This window comes from Rhodopirellula sp. J20-39 (assembly GCF_057365095.1).
In genome coordinates, this window is record NZ_CP195123.1 from 7,157,251 (window position 1) to 7,175,418 (window position 18,168).

An 18,168-nucleotide genomic window follows, 5' to 3' on the forward strand; every position below is an offset into this window, starting at 1 on the left:
CGATGCCACCTTGACGACTAGTAACTGTCCACCTCAGACATTGATCGCAGCCTGGGCAAATTTCGAGAGCGATCCGCGACAGGACTTTAACGATTTGCGACACTGTCATCAAATCCGCGAAATTACCCTCCATGCCGCTCCCAAAAGTCGAATTTGCACCAAACTTGGCAAATCAGGCAACTAAAAACGAATTTAACAGCGATTAAAACCCCTTAGCGTCATCCAAACGGAGGACAACCCTGCAATAAAGCAATGCGTACAATGCTGGTGACCTTCTGATAGCCCTTCACCTGGCCGAACCGAAACTGGGCGAAAACCGGGCCACCACGTCAACTGCGTCATACATCTAATCACTCGTACAAAGGTTTTGAGACATGAGCAATCATCCTCGCAAATCACATGGTTTCACGTTGGTGGAGCTTCTTGTTGTAATCGCAATCATTGGCGTACTAGTTGGCTTACTCTTACCAGCGGTTCAAGCCGCTCGCGAAGCGGCTCGCCGCATGAGCTGCAGCAACAATTTCAAACAGATTGGACTGGCGATTCACAACTATCACTCGGCTTACAAGCAGTTGCCTAACCACGGTTCAGGAACCGTGCCATTTGCCGGAGCCACCGGAACAGACGCTGGCCCGTGGTCGTACTGGCGTCCTTCCAGCAAGGGGAACCGCCTTCGCCTCAGCATGCTCGTCGGGATCACCCCCTTCATCGAGCAACAAGCGTTGTGGGAAACCATCTCCAACCCAAACGACGGCTACCCAGCAATGGGACCAACTCCTGATACATTGGCCTACGACCCTTGGGCGACCAACATCCCTGGATATCGCTGCCCAAGCGATCCAGGACAAGGCCTTCCCTCACTAGGTCGTACGAATTACGCCGCATGCGTTGGCGATTCGATCGTTGGCCAAGAAAACGGCCCTTGGAATGGCAACCGTACCGACAAAACCAACCAGGAAGGTGCGAGAGCTTCCCACCGTGGATTCTTTAAACCAGTTGCGAAGTCAAAGTTCCGAGACTGCCTAGATGGCCTCAGCAACACAATTGCTGCCGGTGAGATCGCGACCCACCTCGGCGACGACGACAAACGCACAATCAACTGGCGAAACAATTCGAACAAGAAGCCAACCTTTGGTCAGGTCCGCAACACGCCATCGAGCTGCAAAGGAAAGGTACTTCCTGATCGCCCTCAATTCTGGGACCCAGCACACACTGTTAACACGAACGCGACGCATGGCCGAGGATATAAGTGGGCCGATTTCCTGCCCGTCTACTCCGGCTGCATGACTATTCTTTCACCCAACCGTGAAATTTGTGGCGCGTACAACGCGGCAGGTACTACTTCGACTGCAACGATGTCGAGTCGTCACCAAGGTGGGGTCCACGTGTTGATGGGCGATGGAGCCGTTAAATTCATCACCGACTCCATTGAAGCAGGCGACGAGAGAGCCAAAAACATCTGGGCAAACAACAAGCCCGGCGAACAGAGTCCCTATGGACTTTGGGGAGCACTCGGTACTCGCGCTGCTAAAGAAGTGATTGATACTGAGTTCTAAACATGCTCGTCTCAGCTCCGGTCTATTGCTTAGGCCGGAGCTTTGCTTTCACCGCAGATCAAATTAGTTCCTCAACACCTTCAATTGGAAATCTCATGAAAACATTCTTTTGGGCTGGCTGCATTTGCATCGCGATTGCACTTACGGGCTGTAGCGATGAAGGCCTAACCAACGTCACCGACGACGCCGATGCAGCAAAGATTGAAGAGTACAATCGACTCAATTCACAAGGGATGGACGACATGGCGGCCGAAGACGAAACGGCCACCGACACCCCTTAGCCCCGATCTGGTTGTCGCCACGTTTTAAAAGGAACGTCAGCGAGCTATCACGAAAAATCTTTCCTCAAAGCGAGTAAGCCTAAATTGCTTACTCGCTTTGATTGTTTTGATGATGTAGACGCCATCTGAAATGGATCGCCAATTGTTCGTTCGTTCCGACTCTTGGATATCGAATACGATCCAAGACGCTCTTTTTACATTGCCGCGGCAACAGGCAGGCTATCCCCCTTTGGTCGCGACAAACCACTGTTTGATACCGAACACTCTCAACGTTCCGATAGCAATCTTGGATCCGCAACTTCGTCGAGATCCTCAGTTCCGCCGAACAGCCAACAGCCTCGGCCGCTGGCTATGATCCACGAGACGACTCCAGGCGTTTTGAACACCCTGATTCAGCTAAGTGCAGGCGGAACCCAATCGTCGATACCGTCTTCTTCCTTCTGCTTCAGGAACTGCTCACGAAATGGCTTGGGCGTGTCAAGCGGAGCATCTTCGTTGATCATCAGGGGCCGAACCTCATCCCACCACGCATCAAATGCCTTTCGCATTTCAGAAACCACCTCGGGGTTTTCTCGAGCGACATTTTCAACTTCACCCGGGTCGTTCTTGATGTTGTACAGCTCATCTTCAACGAGCCGCCATTCTTTGTTTCGAACTGCAAAGCCACGATACTTCGCGAGATCCGGGCCTGTTTCTCCAGCACCCCATCGCTTCCCTGCGCCCTTCTTATTCCATCGGCCAACATGAAAGAAAAGGTTTCGATTGGGCCAATCGGCATTAGGCCCCTCCAACAACGGAAGCAAATCACGGCCATCCAGCTCGACACTTTCAGGAACCGAAGCCCCTGCCAAACTGGCCAGTGTCGGAAACAGATCGTAATGCCGCGTCAGTGCGTCGACATTCACTCCCGGCTTGATCTTCCCCGGCAACCGCATGAACAACGGCACGTGAGAACCACCCTCGTGAGGTGAACCCTTTTTTCCTTTCATATTTGGAGCGTAATCACCAGCAGCGGATCCATTGTCAGTCATAAAAATAAGCAGCGTATTGTCAGTAAGGTTCCAATCTTCCAATTTTTGCATCAATGTGCCCATGTTCTCATCAATATTGGTGATCATTCCGTAAAACGCGGCAGACTTCTTCTTACTCTTCGGATCGGCGAACTTCTCGTACATGTCGGAATAACGCTTTTCGACGTTATAGGGTCCGTGCGGAGCATTCGTAGGCACGTACGCGAAAAACGGCTGTTTGTCATTGTCTTTGTTCGCCTGAATCCAGCCCAACGCTTGCTGAAAGAAGACGTCGGTGCAATAGCCTTTCGTTTGAACAAACTGGTTATTGTGTTTTATGATCGGATTAAAATAGCTAGTTCCCGGTGCATCGCTTTGCGTTCCTAAAAAGCTCTGGCCAATGCCTCCTGCCCCATGGATAAAGGCTTCATCAAAACCACGATTGTGCGGTTGGTATGCGTCCTCGTCACCCAAGTGCCACTTGCCGAAGATTCCTGTTGCATAACCAGCAGCTTTTAAAACCTGTGCGATCGTGGTCGCATCAAGCGTCATTCGATCGCGTTCTAAAATCGTATGAGTGACACCGTTTTTGAATGGAGCACGTCCCGACATCAAAGCCGCCCGCGTCGGCGCAAGTTGGACTGGCGTGAAAGTCGGTGAACCGAGTGCTCTGGGTATACAAGCGATCGATGTTCGGCGTCTGAAGATAGGGATGTCCATGGCACCCCAAATCGAAATAGCCTTGATCATCGGTCATGACCAAAACAATGTTGGGTCGAGAGCCATGCAAGGACTCCGCCGTTGAAGGCAAAGCCGTCAACGCAAACAAGGCTACTACCGCGACGATACAAATTTTCATTTCAGATCCAGTTAGCTTTTGGTATTCAGTCAGTTCGAAAGAATTATCGAGATTCACATTCACATAGCAACTCAGGGCATTTGAGCTGAAACACTCTCTAGCCACCTGTTGAGCCGAACACGCAATCGGTCTGCCAACTCGGGGTTGCTTTGAATTACGTTGTTCTCTTCCAGTGGGTCATCGTTCAGATTAAAGAGCGCATTCTCGAATAGCCCGTAGCCCTGATAGAACTTCCAATCACCCTCCAGAATCGCACTCCCCATAAATAGCTTCACGTCGGGACGATTGTGAGGATAGTGCCAGAACAACGCTTCCCTACCGAGTTCCTTCTTACCCGAGAATAGCGGCATCAGATCCACGCCTTCCAATTGCCTGAACTCCGCTGCACTCCCGCCGGCAGCGTTCACGAACGTGGGAAAGAAGTCCATCGACGTCACCGGTATTGCCGTTTCAGTTCCAGGTCGGATCACGCCAGGCCACGACACCGCCATCGGTACGCGTATGCCACCCTCGTGAAGCGACCCTTTCTTGTCCGCTAGCCAAGCGGTGCGTTTGGCGCCGCCATTGTCAGAATAAAACACGACCAAAGTATTCTCCCGTTTACCGGTAGACTCAACCGCATCGAGTACTTTGCCAATCGCGTTATCCATACTCTCAAGCATCGCAAGATAGGCATCTCCTCCATTCTTCTGAACCAGGTCCTTGGGAGCCCTTATGGGTGTGTGTACTGAATAGAACCACAACGACAAGTGATATGGCTGCTCATCCTGACTTGCAATGAAGGCGGCCGCCTCTTCACCTAGTCGATCGGTCAAATACTCGCCTGGCGTTCGCCCTGGAATTGTTCCGTTCTTGTACGGATCAAACCAACTTTTCGGCTGCCCATATGCACAACCACCTAGGTTGAGATCAAAGCCGAAGTGCTCAGGATGATATTGGCGATCAACGATTCCATCACGAGTTTTCACCGATCCTTCCCCAGCCAAATGCCACTTTCCCATGAATGCGGTGGCATAACCCTGTTTCTTTAGCTCTCGAGCATAGCTGGGAAGATCCAGCGGCAAGTGAGTCAGCGATTTCGCATCACGCGGACTGCCTTTCATATGGCGTTCTCTGCCGGCAATCCCAGGGATGTGGGTCGTCAGCCCAATCTGTGCGGGCGACATTCCAGTAATGCAGGCCGCTCGTGTCGGCGAACAAACCGTCGCCGCCGAATAAGCCCTGGTGAAAACCATCCCAGACCGTGCCAACCGCTCCAAATTGGGCGTGTTTATTTCCGGATGACTTCCATCGAAGTCGACCCATCCCGGCCCCAGGTCATCGGCCATGATGAAGACAATATTAGGCTTCGAGTGTGGCCGCCCTGGCCCTGCACCGGCTATCGCGTCCACCATCCAGACTAGACCGATGCACATAAAAGCGAATGTCTTTATCATCACCTATCTCTTAGGTTTTAAGATCATGGCATGCCCGCCACCGAGCACCATGGAAGAAGTGATAACATCGGCGGACGTAACAGTCTGTGACGTTACTTGGTACGCCTCCGGATTATCGATCCCATGCGAGTCCGAGGCATCCTGAAAAAGAGTGGCTTGGTACGTAACCCCTGGATCCAGGAAACCTAGCTCAATGTCCAGATCGCGGGGAGTCTCGCTATTCACACTACCCACATACCAAGTGTCACCTGAACGGCGAGCCGTGGTGATGTATTCTCCCATCTTACAATGAAGCACTCGCGACTCATCCCAGGTCGCTGGCATTTGCTTAAGGAAGTCGAATAGATCTGCTTTCTTCAAGTACTCTTCCGGTGCGTCGGGTAACGTGATCATCCCTGAAAAAATCACCAACGTGCGAGCCACTTCACTGGTAACCGTCGAGACGTAAGAGTTCTTCAAACGCGGCCCCTTGAGACGTTCACCCGCATTGATGCTACGCAAACCAAAGTTGCCATTCGCCTGATCCAGCGGGCCACTGATTGCATTCACCATCGCCATCTTCAAAAATGTCTCCGGCGTGAAAGCTCGCCGTGAATCCTGCTGCGCGTGGCAATACTCGCGAGTAATCGCGTTAGGTAGAGTACGGCCGACTCCGATCATCGGCGTCGGTCCATCGTGAAAGTTAGTCAGCAATTTGTTCGCCGCCGCAGCTTCATTCGCACCTCGCGTGAACGAAGCAGCGTTGCCCATAAATCCGTACTTGATGCCCGATGCCCCCAGATCGTGATAATAAGGATAAAGATATTCATCGCCGAAGTTGCCCTTCTTGCGATCGTAGTAAAGCATAATCCGCACGCCTTTTTCCTTGGCATACGACATCACTTTTTCGATGTCCACTTCCGGTGCAACCGTCATCTTGCCATTCTTCGCATTTTTGTACCAATGATCATCAATAGTGAGGTACTCAAGGCCTTGAGCGGACGCGAAATCGATTAATCGTAAATAGCTACGCGTGTCGATGCCATAAACAAACTCACCATTGTCGTAGCCATGAATCCGCCAATCCCAAAGCCCCTTGCCGGGCACAATCCAACTTGGACCTTCGATTTGACAAGGCGCCGCCAAGTTCAATGGAACCGTGTTGACGATCAGATCACCGAGTTCTTCCCCTAGTAACACCACACGCCAAGGCGTCACGAATCCATCGTCGGTAGCTTTCGCCGTAGCGTCATGCACAACCGAGCCGGTACCTTGCCCCGTCGATAATCTCATCGTTGTAAACAACTTGGCAGTATAAAGATCGGATTCTAAAAAGCTGATATAACGATGATCGCCTAAACCGAATACCGCGGGCATAGAAAGCGTCTTGGGTGTCTTCCGCTTCCCTGCGGACCACTCACTTAATCGCAGCGGTCCCAATGGCATGCGTTCCCCATTGGGGAAGTATCCAGCAAGATCCGATATTGCGTTCCATTCAAAATGGAACTTGACTGGTTTATTCTCCAAGCCAGGCTGCTTACGAACGACAAACCGTAACCCAACACCCTCGTCGTAAACCCGACAAACCAGATCAACCTTGGCACCGGAAACCGACAAGTGCACCGTCAATTCGCGACAATGATCCCGCACAACACTGAATTGCCCCCATACAGGTTCCCAACTCTCGTCAACGTCCTTCGTTTCATTACCCAAAACTTTGTAACGTGACCGCTCAAATAGCGAGAGGGTCGATGGGCCAATCAATGCCTCGTCATTCCATGACAACTGATAGGACAGCTTCGTATCGGTGCACGTCACCTGCACCACAACCGCCTCATTGGGCGAAGCTACTTTGTAGTTTTCCGCACACGCTTCCACTGTGGTGAAAAACGCAACGCTCCACACCAAACATCTCATATTGATCGCAAACAAACTTCGGACCCTATTCGTTTCTGGACATTCGAATGCCAAAAGTGGCATGTCTTCGATTCAATCATTGCGACCGCGACGAAGAACGAGCTCGCATGAACAGATGCGAACTTGGCTAAGCGTAAGACCTTTCAGCGAGTCCCGCTCTACCGTCATGACCGATTCTAATTCAGACACTTCGCTCGAGTCTGAACAAACGCGTTTCCCACTATCGAACAAACGATTCTTCAGGACTCCATTCGGGAACACCACCTTCTTCCTTCTGTTTCGCGTACCGAACAGCAAACGGTTGATCGGCTGGTCTAATGCTTGCTAGACCTTCATTTACCATCAACGGTACAGCGGAATCCCACCAATTGTTGTAGCTATCCCGCAGTCGCTGAACGACTTCCGGATTAGCCCCAGCAACATCCTCGGTCTCCTTAGGATCCGCTGAGATGTCGTAGAGCTGAGTATTGTTAACCAATCGCCACCGCTCAGTCCGCACCGCACATTTTTTGAATTTGTCGTTTTCCATTTCGCCGTCTTTCCATCGACCGCAATGCACAAACAACTCCCGGTCAGGCCACTCCGCATTCGAATCAGACAACAAAGGAAGCAACGATCGACCGTCCAGAGGCTGCATTTGTACGGGAAGCTTTGCGCCAGAAAGGTCGACGAATGTTGGGTAGATATCCAAGTGTGCGGTCAAGACATCGACGTCGACTCCTTCGGCGAACCTCCCCTTCCAATAGAAGAACGCCGGGACGTGTGTACCGCCCTCATTCGGCGAATTCTTACCACCTCTCATATCAAAGTTGTAGTGTTTGACTCGCTTACCGTTCAGCCTACCGCCTAAATGTGTTGCCCCATTGTCGGTCATGAAGATCACGAGCGTGTTTTCCAATGCCTCCCATTGCTTAAGCTTCTGTAGCAGCAGTCCGACATTGTCGTCAATGTTCTCGATCATCCCGTAACGTCCGGCGGTACCCTCGTCATAGCCTAGATCAAGGAAACGTTGCTTGGATTCCACCGGAGCAGCGAGCGGAGCGTGGGGTGCATTTAAGGCAATGTATGCAAAATAAGGAGATCCAGATTCAGTCTGTTTCTTAATCCAGTTCAAACCCGCCTGAAAAAAGACGTCGGTGCAAAATCCCTGCGTTTGAACGATCGTGTCGTTATGCAATAACACGTTATCGAAATAGACATTGTCTTTATTGGGCGGAAAATCTCCAAGGCTGACTTGTCCAATCCCACCGGCGCCGTGCATCAGCACTTCGTCGAAACCCCGATTCTGCGGCAGATAAGCTTCCTCATCGCCTAGATGCCATTTGCCAAACAAGCCGGTTGCGTAGCCAGCCGATTTCAACGCTTGGGGCAATGTAAATACATCCGGTGCCAATCGCTCTCGCTGACGAATCGTATGCGTCACGCCAACCTTAAACGGGGGACGGCCACTCATTAAAGCCGCTCGAGTCGGTGCGCACGTCGGACTTACTTGGAAATCAGTAAACCGAATCGAATTGCGGTAAAGCTGATCAATATTCGGTGTCCGCACCACCTCATTACCCATGCAAGACAGATCACCCATGCCCTGATCATCGGTTAGCACAAACACAATATTGGGCCGCGAACCGATGAGCGTGTCGGCACGCAAACAGGGCGTATATGCAACGATGATGAGTGCACAAATTCCGGCAAGAAACGTTCGTCGTTGGCAATTCATTCTGCGGTCTTTCCCGTGGCTACGTTTTATGTTTTTCGACTGGTCATTCTGGGGCATCAAAGGTCAACCCGCGACGCAAACAATTGCGTATAACATTTGGCTGCATTGTTCGATCTTACTGATTTGAACTCTCAGCCAATTCGGCTGCGACAGATTGATAGTCAGAGCTAGTAATCAATCCATCACTCACCACATTAATGAACCAGGCGGTCGCTCCCTGGGGTATGTGTGCCGAAGCTATCACGGAATTTCGATCAATTTGCAGCTTGGCTGGTCTTTCGACCCATTCTCGTTCTCCAGTCACTCCATCATCCGCCGTCCAGACGAGCACCGCTTTGTCGAGTTGCTTAGTGGTTTCGAACACAACTTCAAACAAGTCACCTTTTCGCGCCGCATGAGCCTGCAAACACCATGGTTTTCCTGACTCAATCACACTGTTGGCAAAAGCATAAGGCTCAGGTCGGTTCATCGGAGGTCCATGTCCATGCCGCATATTGGGAACCAGCGAAACCATGCGATTGCCCGAAACGGTTGAATATGACGCCGCAAAGTGATTCATGGGAAAGTGCTTGTCTTGGGGCCATGAAAACCAAAGCATCGGCATGGTGGCTTGGTCAAATCGCAGCATCGGGTCCCAGACCTGTTGATATATCTGATTCTGGCCTAATGCCCTTCCGTATTGATTCATCGATGTGGCCAGATCCCCACATCCATAGGTGGGAATCGCAAATGCAAAACGATTGTCTATCCCAACAACAGTGCTGGTAATCACACCGCCCCAAGATATCCCCATTAACCCGACTTTATCTTCATCCACTTCCGGCAACGAACGCATCAGGGAGTTTGCCAAGACCGTTTCGGCGACCGCGTGATACATCCATTGATCAACCAAGGGCTCGGATGAATCATGGTAGATACCCATTCGCTCAGGCCCCGACCAATCATGTGTTTTTCGTGTCGTCGTGTGCCCTTCCACCGACATGCTGATCGCGGCATAACCTTGATCGACCCATTTCTGTACCCATTCTGGAAACGCCTTACCGCCACCCCCGTGAACCAACACAATCGCTGGCACTTTATCTTGGCGATCCTTAGGAATCCCTAAGATAGCAAACACCTTGGTCGGCTTCCCCTTCCAGTCCAAAGCATCGTAGTAAATCGCTCGAAGCTCCGCAGAGAGCTTAGGATCCGTATTGAAGTCAGTCGCTTCCTGAAACGCTGGCGATTGTGTCAGTTGACCAAGCGATTCGACCTTGGCTCGCTGCTCCGCGAAAGATTGCGACAGCACGCTGTTCACCGGAACGAGCGAAAGGGCAAGCAACAGCATCAATCTTAGTAGATTCATTAAAACGCATTCTCTTCAAGGTACGAACAGTTTTGTCATATGGCATCCCCCGAAAGCAAAACAGTGATAGCCCAGGGCGCTTGGCATCCCTAACGGTGACCGCTTCACCCGAGAACCCTATAAGCCCTCACCCAAAAGCCCTGAGTGCAAAAAACTACAAACATGCTTTGAACAGCAACCGCATCATCGCGTTAATCCCTAGGATGCTGCGGCTTCGGCCTTCACTCGCTTCTGATTACGATTCTTCTTATTGGAAGCATCGTTTTGCTTCGGCGTCTGCTTCTTTTGCCACAACCGCTTTTTCCAGATGTCAATTTTCGCATCGTTGGACTGTGCGGCACCCGGCGTACTTCGCCCCCGATCGACATAGGATTCCAGCAACGCCAAAAGCGTAGCTACTTTCTCGGGATGCGACTTAATCAAGTTTTTCGTCTCGCCAAGATCTTCGGACAAATCATAAAGCTGCATTTCAGGAAGGCCTGATTTAAAAGCTTCCGTATCCTTAGGTGAACTCCACCCACCGGATCCGGGTGAGAGCAACAACTTCCACTGATTCTTCCGAATCGCAAAATGTCCGGAAATGGAGTGATGAACAATAGCGGTTCGTGGCTGGACAGGCGACTCACCCGACAAAGTCGATAAAAAGCTGATACTGTCTTCAGCCTCGTCGGCTGCCAACTCAATTTCGAACAGTTCGGCGAATGTCGCCATCAAGTCTGAAAGGCAGATAAGTTGATCACACTGCGAGCCGGCTTCAATGGACTTCGGCCATCGCACAATGAAAGGCACACGGTGCCCACCATCCCAAAGATCCGCCTTCGAGCCTCGCAGGCTAGCACTTGGGAAATGCCCCTTGGACTGCAACGAATCAATGTTCGCTGCTTTTGAAGTGCCGTTATCCGCACTAAAAATGACAATGGTATTATCGCTCACACCGTTGCTCTGCAGTGCTTCCACGACAGCGCCAACGGTGCCGTCGGTTTGCGCGACGAAGTCGCCGTACTGGCCGATTTTACCTTTGCCCTCCCAATCGTCCGCAGGCACGATCGGTGTGTGCGGCGAACTAAGTGGCAAGTATAGAAAGAACGGTTTACCTGACTTTGATTCCGCGGCATGATCGGCGATATAGCTCACCGCCTCCTGTGTCAGTCGCGGCAAGACGTCCACGACATCGATCTCTTCGACAATCTGATCATCCCGCACAATGCTGCTCATGCTGCGTGCATGATGAAAGCCAAAAAACGTATCAAACCCTCGTGTTACCGGTCCGCCAACAACTTGAGTGCCCACCGGAACCGATGCAGGGAACCGAACTTTCGTCTTCTTTGGCTGCTGGCCTTTCAATGACTTGGGAATATCGTACTGATAATCGAGGTGCCATTTCCCAATGATGGCGGTGTCGTAACCATGCTGCTGAAACAACTTGCCGAGCGTCAATCGGTCGGATGCAATGAGACATTCCTTCCCACCGGTAAGCACACCGCCCTGCATACGGGTTCGCCAGTTATAGCGTCCCGTCAGCAACGCATAACGAGACGGAGAGCAAACCGATGAACTAGTGTGCGCATCAGTAAAGGCCATACCTTCAGCCGCCAACTGATTCAGATGAGGAGTCGGGATTTGACTCCGCTCCGGGTTCAGTGCTTCGATTTCCCCATAACCCATGTCGTCAGCGAAAACGAAGACTACGTTAGGCTTGTTATCCGCCGCATCAACGATACCGATCAACGAAATTAGGACGATACAAATACAGACGATACGAAACATGCTGCTATCTCGAAATGTGCATACAAAAAGGCTGGCATCGATGATGAACTAACGCCACGCGTTTTGAAGGTGGTTATGCGGCAGCCAGCTAACGTTTTGCGTCAAAACACGCCGAACCACAAAGTGTTACTACAATCGCAACGCGCCGGTTGCGGCCAATAATTGCCGACCATCCGATCCCCCCCACGAAGCGTCACTTTCTAGATCGCTGAGCGGTTGCATTTCGAAATCACATAGCCTCCTTCGACCGCCAGTCTATTGATTTTGCAATTTTGCCTGACGTCGTTTTCGATTCTCAAGCCTTTTCTGCTTCGCTTCAGTTGCACCCACAACAGGCTTTGAAGCTGCCTTTCTGTCAGACCGCCGAAGATCCTTCTTTTTCGAAAGCGGAACATTGCGATCAAACAAGGTCCCGAATCGTTGATAGTCGTTGTACTCCACAGCGTTCTCCTTCCATGCCGCAAGCTCTGCATCGTATTGCTTTCGCATTTTGTCGAGCACCTCTTTGAACTCAGGATTATTCGCCAGATTCTTCAGTTCCAGGGGATCATTCTTGGTGTCAAACAGTTCTTCAGTGGGATCCATCTCGTCATCCCCATACCACCAGTACGTGTATTTATATTGATTTGTCAGGCTAGTCATGCTGGTAGTGGGTAAGTCGCCCCAAGTGTTAATGAAGGCAAGTTGATCGTGTCCGCCTTGTTCGGGATCTCCCAACAAACCTAAGATACTTTTGCCGTCCATTTTCTCGGGGACGGGCACACCGGCAAGCTCGAGTAGGGTTGGTGCAAAATCAATATTTCCAGTCAGTTGGTCACATCGCAGTTGCTTGCCATTGAGCGGACTACGCGGATCGTAAATCATCAACGGAACCCGAGCGGATTCTTCCATCGGCAACACTTTCGATCCGTATCCATGCGAACCGCAAATGTAACCGTTATCGCTGGTGTAAATCACGACGGTGTTATCCGCCACACCTTGTGCTTCTAGCTCATCGCGAATCATGCCAACAGCAACGTCAACACCGAAAATTTGCTGATGATACTTCGCCATTTCCCCGTCATAGTCAGTGTCGTATTTCCACTCGCTGAAACGAGGATATTGACGGCCCTGCTTGCTTTGCGGCGAAAGGTGTTCAGCAAACTCGCGGCCAAAGTTCGCTGGTTTCGTAAACGTCTTACCCGCGTAAACATCATCAAATCGCGGGTCTGGGGTAGCTGGTTTGTGTGGTGCTTTAAAACTGACGGACAGACAGAATGGCTTGCCCTGCTTCACTGACTCTCGGATCACGTCTTGCCCGAAAGCGCCATATGACAAAGTAGAGTGAGGGTATTCCTTGGCGTACTTGGCCATCGACTTATTCGCTGATGTCTTGTAGCTGGTTTGGCCCGGACCGCCGCCCCAAAAATCGAAATCATTTTCGCACAAGCCTTTTCCTTCAACGACGATCCCGAACTTTCCAGCGAAGGCCGTCAAATAGCCTGCCTTTCGCAGCAACACCGGATATGACTGCGCCCAGGTCTCCGCGTGCATGTCCCCATGGCTGAAATTGCATCCCGTTTTATATTCGTACATGCCCGTAAACACGTTTGCACGACTGGCCATGCAAATAGCGGTTGTGTTGTAGTGTTTGTCAAACAGCAAACCATCGCGGGCGATCTTGTCCATATTGGGTGTTTGCACATCCTTGTTGCCATAGCACCCCACCGAGTAAGTCGATTGGTCGTCGGCCAGCAAAAATACAATGTTGGGACGCGACGCTTTCGACAAGGATGTTTTTGGTGGTGGCGCATCCGCATATGTCGACGTCAACAACGATACCGAACCAATTGCGGCAAGCAAAAACAAGACTGATTTCATGGTTAGTTCCGAACGTTTAACGGGAAAGATTCGCCGGCACCAGTGAATGCGTCCGGGCGATCACGTCACTGCTGTGATGCAACATTAAGGTTGAAAGGTATCGGTCCGGAACGGGCGCGCTGGCAAGCCTGCACCGTTGACTAAGTTGACCTGAGGTTTGCCTGCGAAAGCATACCGAACGTACAAAGGATGGGCTAATTCTGACGAATGAAGCACGACCTGTTCACCCTGAATCGCCGCTTGGGCTCGCACCCATTCCCCAGATTGATCCGTCACCCAAAATGCAGACGGCGATTTCCCGTCATTCGTCGTAAGTCCGGTCGCGTCCTGAAAGTGAACAACAAGTTGGCTTCCCAATCGCTCGACGCGTTCCATCACGGGCCCTTCCGCAACTACGTCCACCCCAAGAACATCCCGTTGGGCAAGCAAAGCAAGTCGCTTACCGATCGGTAACTTATCTTTTGGGTGAATATTCTTGACGTCACCTAAATCAACCGTGTTGGCGACGGACGTGTGCGGCAGATCCAAAACTTGCAATTGTGCGTCTCGCATCCAAGCCCACGAATGCGCGATTGGACTTTCGGCGTCGTGACCACGCGGACCCGTCGGCAATTGATTCCCAAAATATCCCGGCAGCATCACCACCAGGAAGTGAAGGTCATCACGGTCCCATTCTTGGCGATATCGTTTCACCCATTCTTTCAACACATCGCCGTAGATCAGCATCCCGGAATTACGTGAAAACCATGGTGTCTTAAGCATCCCGTGCATCGACTGGGTGTTGCGTTCCCCCTGATACCAGACCAGCCCCCGGCAGGCATAAGGTGCGAGCGGATGCATCATCGCGTTGTAAAGAATGTTCGTCTGGCGGCGAAGGAAAACATCGTCCTTATTCTTCCAGGGCTTGGGCCCGTCCAAGATTGCCTGGATTTGATTACGAGTTTCAACGTTGGCATCAAACTCTTCCATGATCGTTTTAAAGTGCGGAACCGTCTCAGTCATGTCCCGCGGCATCCATGCTTCCAGTGACGAACTGCCCCAAGCGGTAAGAATAATCCCGACAGGCGCATCAACGGCTTCTTCTAGAAAATGCGCAAACCCAAATGCCACAGCACTGTTGGGAACCTTCACTTCCCATGCACCACCACAGGTTTCTTGCTCTTCAAAGCTAACCGTATTCTTAACATGAAAGGTGCGGATATTCTTGGCCGATGGTACTAGTGCGGCGAGCTCCGGCACCCCACCGACCCCCATCTGCATATTCGATTGTCCAGAGCAGATCCACACATCGCCAACGACCACGTCGGAATAACGGATCACCGGCGCCTTGGAATCCGCAGCGATCGTCATTTCGGCGGCATCAAAGGTGGCTGGCATCGGATCCAAGACAACCTTCCAACGGTTCGATGGGTCAACCACCGTCGACTTCGTTTGCCCGGCGATTTCAACCGTAACGGTTTCGCCAGGATGGCCTGTTCCCCAAACCGGAATCGGCATATCCCGCTGCAACACCATGTGGTCTTGAAACAACGAAGCCGGCGTCAGTTCGTCAGCCCAGGCTGTTCCATACAGACAAAGACTCGCGAAACCACAAACCAATCCTACAAACATCCGTTTTATCTTCATCAATTATCACCATCTTGATCACGTTGCTCGCACGACGCGTGTCATGCGGTTAGGTCTTCCGAAAACAATAAAAACCGTTTTCGTTTCTTTCTTTTGGCACTTGTCTCTGGAATCGCTGTTTGCCAAACCGAGCCTGTTCCGCGATTACCAATATATGTGCCGAACAGTTTACACTGCAAAACGATCGACGCAGACAGCACAGCCGATTTGAATCCAATCGTTTTTGCGATGGACATATTGGGTTAGTGCTTGGCAACCTTCCCGTACCTGCCCAAGAGACCGAACGCCATTGTATTTAGCATTTCTCTGCCTGAATCTTTGATCAGCACAAGATCGTTTGGGGGGCACCAGAATCATCCGACGTTGACGCATACATAGCCCACCAATAGCCGCAAGATCTTCCACAAAACTTGCGACGCACTATCGAACGGTCATCAGATCACTGACTGCAACCGCGTAGACCATGTACTTGAGCTTGTAATCTTGCTTTTCCGCAGCGTTCAAAATCGCTTCGACTGTCGTGTAATCCGCCGCGACCAACTTCCGGCCTTTGGCATATTCTGCTATTCGCACAATGAGATTTCGAGCAAAGGATCGCACGTCACGACCTAAAATCTTTTTCAAGCCCTGCAGGTCATCGAAATCCGTGCCCATGTAACGACCTTCAGTGCTAACCTTTTGACGTTTAGAATACTTCGTGCGGTAGCGTCCGATTGGATCGTAGGCTTCCAAGGCAAATCCAAGCGGGTCCATCTTTCGGTGACAAGTCATGCACGCCGAATCACTGCGATGTTTTTCGAGCAACTCCCGCACAGTGGATGCACCATTCAGATCGGGCACAATCGCTGGGACCTCCTCCGGCGGTGGAGGCGGAGGCGTGCCTAAAAAGTTGTCGAGCACCCAAACGCCACGAGTCACGGGTGAGGTTTCCACTCCGTTGGAAGTCAACGTCAAGATACTGGCTTGCCCCAAGATCCCACCGCGTCTCGACTTCTCCGGCAGACTCGTTAGGACAAGCCGGACTGGGTTGTTGCTCTGAAACGGGATGTTGTACAAATCAGCGAGTTGCTGATTCAGAAACGAATAATCGGAATCAATGAACTCCCGCACGCTACGGTTATCTTCGAACACATACTGGAAGAACTGCCGAGTTTCTTGTTGCATCGCCGCTTCAAGCGATGAACTGTACGCCCGAAACTCCTTCTTGGTATTGTCCGGAGGCATCGTGCCAAGCGTATCAAGGGACAACCACTGGTCCACGAAGCTTTCACTAAAACGCTTCGCTCGCGGATCCTGGATCATCCTGATCACTTGCTGTTGCTGCACTTTAGGATCAGTCAACTTGCCCGAATCCGCAAGCAAAAACAATTCGCGATCAGGCATCGTACTCCAGAAAAAATACGACATTCGACTGGCCAATCGAAACGGGCTCAGATTTCCTTCTTCTTCGCTAAGGTACAAAAAGTCTGGCGATGCCATCATCGCCATCAAGGTTTGAATAACCGCCTCGTTCCAATCCCGTTTGATTCGATACTGCTTCCGTAGATACTCACTCCATGGTGCGATCTCTTCACGAGACACGCGACGACGATACGCACGAATCGCAAATCGACCAAGCAACTTCAAGCGTTCATCGGCGTTTCGCAAATCGACCGGCTCATTGACACCGAGCGTGGTACGAACCGACTCTGGCGGCCACTGATCATAGAACGGTCCTTCTACCTTGAACTGACTGATTCGAATTCCAGGCCCCCTATATCTCCCATTCGCCTGGGCTTGAGTGATCTCTCGCTTGCGCACTTTTTGACGCAACAACGTCGGTATATTGTTGCTGCCATTGGTAAACCGAAGATACGGCTGGGAACCTCGATCGATCCAACGCTCAAATTTGAATGTTGTATCTTGATCGTACTTCAGTTCGAAACGTTCTTCCTTACTATCAAATCCAGCGATCGTGCCCCGCTTCACCTCGACTGTACCGATTCCCAAGATGGGATTTCCTTTTTCTGGCGGGAATGGCACGGGATAACGATTCTTATCGAGAGCTGATGCGGTGACAGTGATGCGATACCGACCAGGCAAAGAAACAATCCGAGACTTTTCGCCTGAGGTGATCCGAGCATTTCCGGCCCTGAAAACGTAAGCATCTTTACCTTTCGTTTCATATCGACGGGAACCACCCTGCATCTTGTCTAGCTTGGCGACAACCGTTTCCGGCTTGGGCTGAACGGGATCGAGCGTAAACAAAGCCTGTCGCAAACTGAGTTGTGCTGACTCCAGATATTCAAGCAGCAACTCGTTCGAGATAACCAGAGCATTCGCTTGCGTATCAAAGCCATGCTCTACCTCATCTTCGTATATGAACTTAGCGGGATCGAAACTGACATCGCTCAGCCCGAGCAAGTCACGCACGGTGTTAGTGTATTCCCGACGGTTCATCCGCCGTAACGAAGCTGTCTCAGCGACCGAAGACTTCTTTGCTAGCCCAAGAAAAACCTCTGCCAACCGATTACGATCTTCAACCAACAGTTGCTCCGCATCATCGGGCGGCATCTGTCGACTTGATAGCTGCTCGTAGATTCCTCCGAACAATTCGAAATCATCGCGTGCAAGTTGATCCAAACGGACATCACCTGCTTGCTCGTTGGCGTTGTGGCAACCCACGCAGTATTTCTGCAATAGCGACGTTGTGGTTTCACTCGCCTCGACTTGCCAAGCGTTGATCAAGCAAAGGGCAACTAGAAAGCATGCGAAACGAAATCTCGAAACGCCGTAAAGTAAGTTCGAGACTTTTGCTCCCAGCTCAATGACTGAG

At 51.2% G+C, this 18,168-nt stretch carries 10 protein-coding genes and 1 pseudogene; 2 read left to right on the forward strand and 9 right to left on the reverse strand.

All coding sequences use genetic code 11. The features are described from left to right. Positions 1 to 374: 374 nt before the first annotated feature. Positions 375 to 1,556: a DUF1559 family PulG-like putative transporter gene (locus ACR3ZL_RS26050; RefSeq protein WP_473650179.1), complete on the forward strand. Its 1,182-nt coding sequence runs from the start codon at positions 375 to 377 to the stop codon at positions 1,554 to 1,556. A gap of 95 nt (positions 1,557 to 1,651) precedes the next feature. After that, positions 1,652 to 1,837: a hypothetical protein gene (locus ACR3ZL_RS26055; RefSeq protein ID WP_473650178.1), complete on the forward strand. Its 186-nt coding sequence runs from the start codon at positions 1,652 to 1,654 to the stop codon at positions 1,835 to 1,837. A gap of 392 nt (positions 1,838 to 2,229) precedes the next feature. Here ACR3ZL_RS26055 and ACR3ZL_RS26060 read toward each other — a convergent pair. The 9 genes and pseudogenes from ACR3ZL_RS26060 to ACR3ZL_RS26100 all read right to left on the reverse strand — a co-directional run bounded on the left by ACR3ZL_RS26060 (position 2,230) and on the right by ACR3ZL_RS26100 (position 18,080). Continuing rightward, positions 2,230 to 3,706, reverse strand: a pseudogene (locus tag ACR3ZL_RS26060) (arylsulfatase). A gap of 71 nt (positions 3,707 to 3,777) precedes the next feature. Continuing rightward, a complete protein-coding gene (locus tag ACR3ZL_RS26065; RefSeq protein ID WP_473650175.1) occupies positions 3,778 to 5,142 on the reverse strand; it encodes a sulfatase in 1,365 nt (454 codons plus the stop codon). 3 nt (positions 5,143 to 5,145) lie between these two features. Further along, complete coding sequence (locus tag ACR3ZL_RS26070) at positions 5,146 to 7,038, reverse strand: glycoside hydrolase family 97 protein (protein ID WP_473650174.1); 1,893 nt, start codon at positions 7,036 to 7,038, stop codon at positions 5,146 to 5,148. A 220-nt stretch (positions 7,039 to 7,258) separates the two neighbouring features. After that, a complete protein-coding gene (locus tag ACR3ZL_RS26075; protein ID WP_473650173.1) occupies positions 7,259 to 8,755 on the reverse strand; it encodes an arylsulfatase in 1,497 nt (498 codons plus the stop codon). 115 nt (positions 8,756 to 8,870) lie between these two features. Next, positions 8,871 to 10,100, reverse strand: coding sequence for an alpha/beta hydrolase family protein (locus ACR3ZL_RS26080; RefSeq protein ID WP_473650172.1), 1,230 nt, complete (start codon positions 10,098 to 10,100; stop codon positions 8,871 to 8,873). A gap of 198 nt (positions 10,101 to 10,298) precedes the next feature. Further along, positions 10,299 to 11,867, reverse strand: a complete 1,569-nt coding sequence (locus tag ACR3ZL_RS26085) for a sulfatase family protein (RefSeq protein ID WP_473650171.1) — start codon at positions 11,865 to 11,867, stop codon at positions 10,299 to 10,301. Positions 11,868 to 12,122: 255 nt separating this feature from the next. Beyond that, complete coding sequence (locus tag ACR3ZL_RS26090; protein WP_473650170.1) at positions 12,123 to 13,727, reverse strand: sulfatase family protein; 1,605 nt, start codon at positions 13,725 to 13,727, stop codon at positions 12,123 to 12,125. 84 nt (positions 13,728 to 13,811) lie between these two features. Then, positions 13,812 to 15,353: a sialate O-acetylesterase gene (locus tag ACR3ZL_RS26095; protein WP_486173079.1), complete on the reverse strand. Its 1,542-nt coding sequence runs from the start codon at positions 15,351 to 15,353 to the stop codon at positions 13,812 to 13,814. A 420-nt stretch (positions 15,354 to 15,773) separates the two neighbouring features. Beyond that, entirely contained in the window at positions 15,774 to 18,080 is a 2,307-nt protein-coding gene (locus ACR3ZL_RS26100; protein ID WP_486173080.1) for a DUF1592 domain-containing protein, read from the reverse strand. Positions 18,081 to 18,168: the final 88 nt, after the last annotated feature.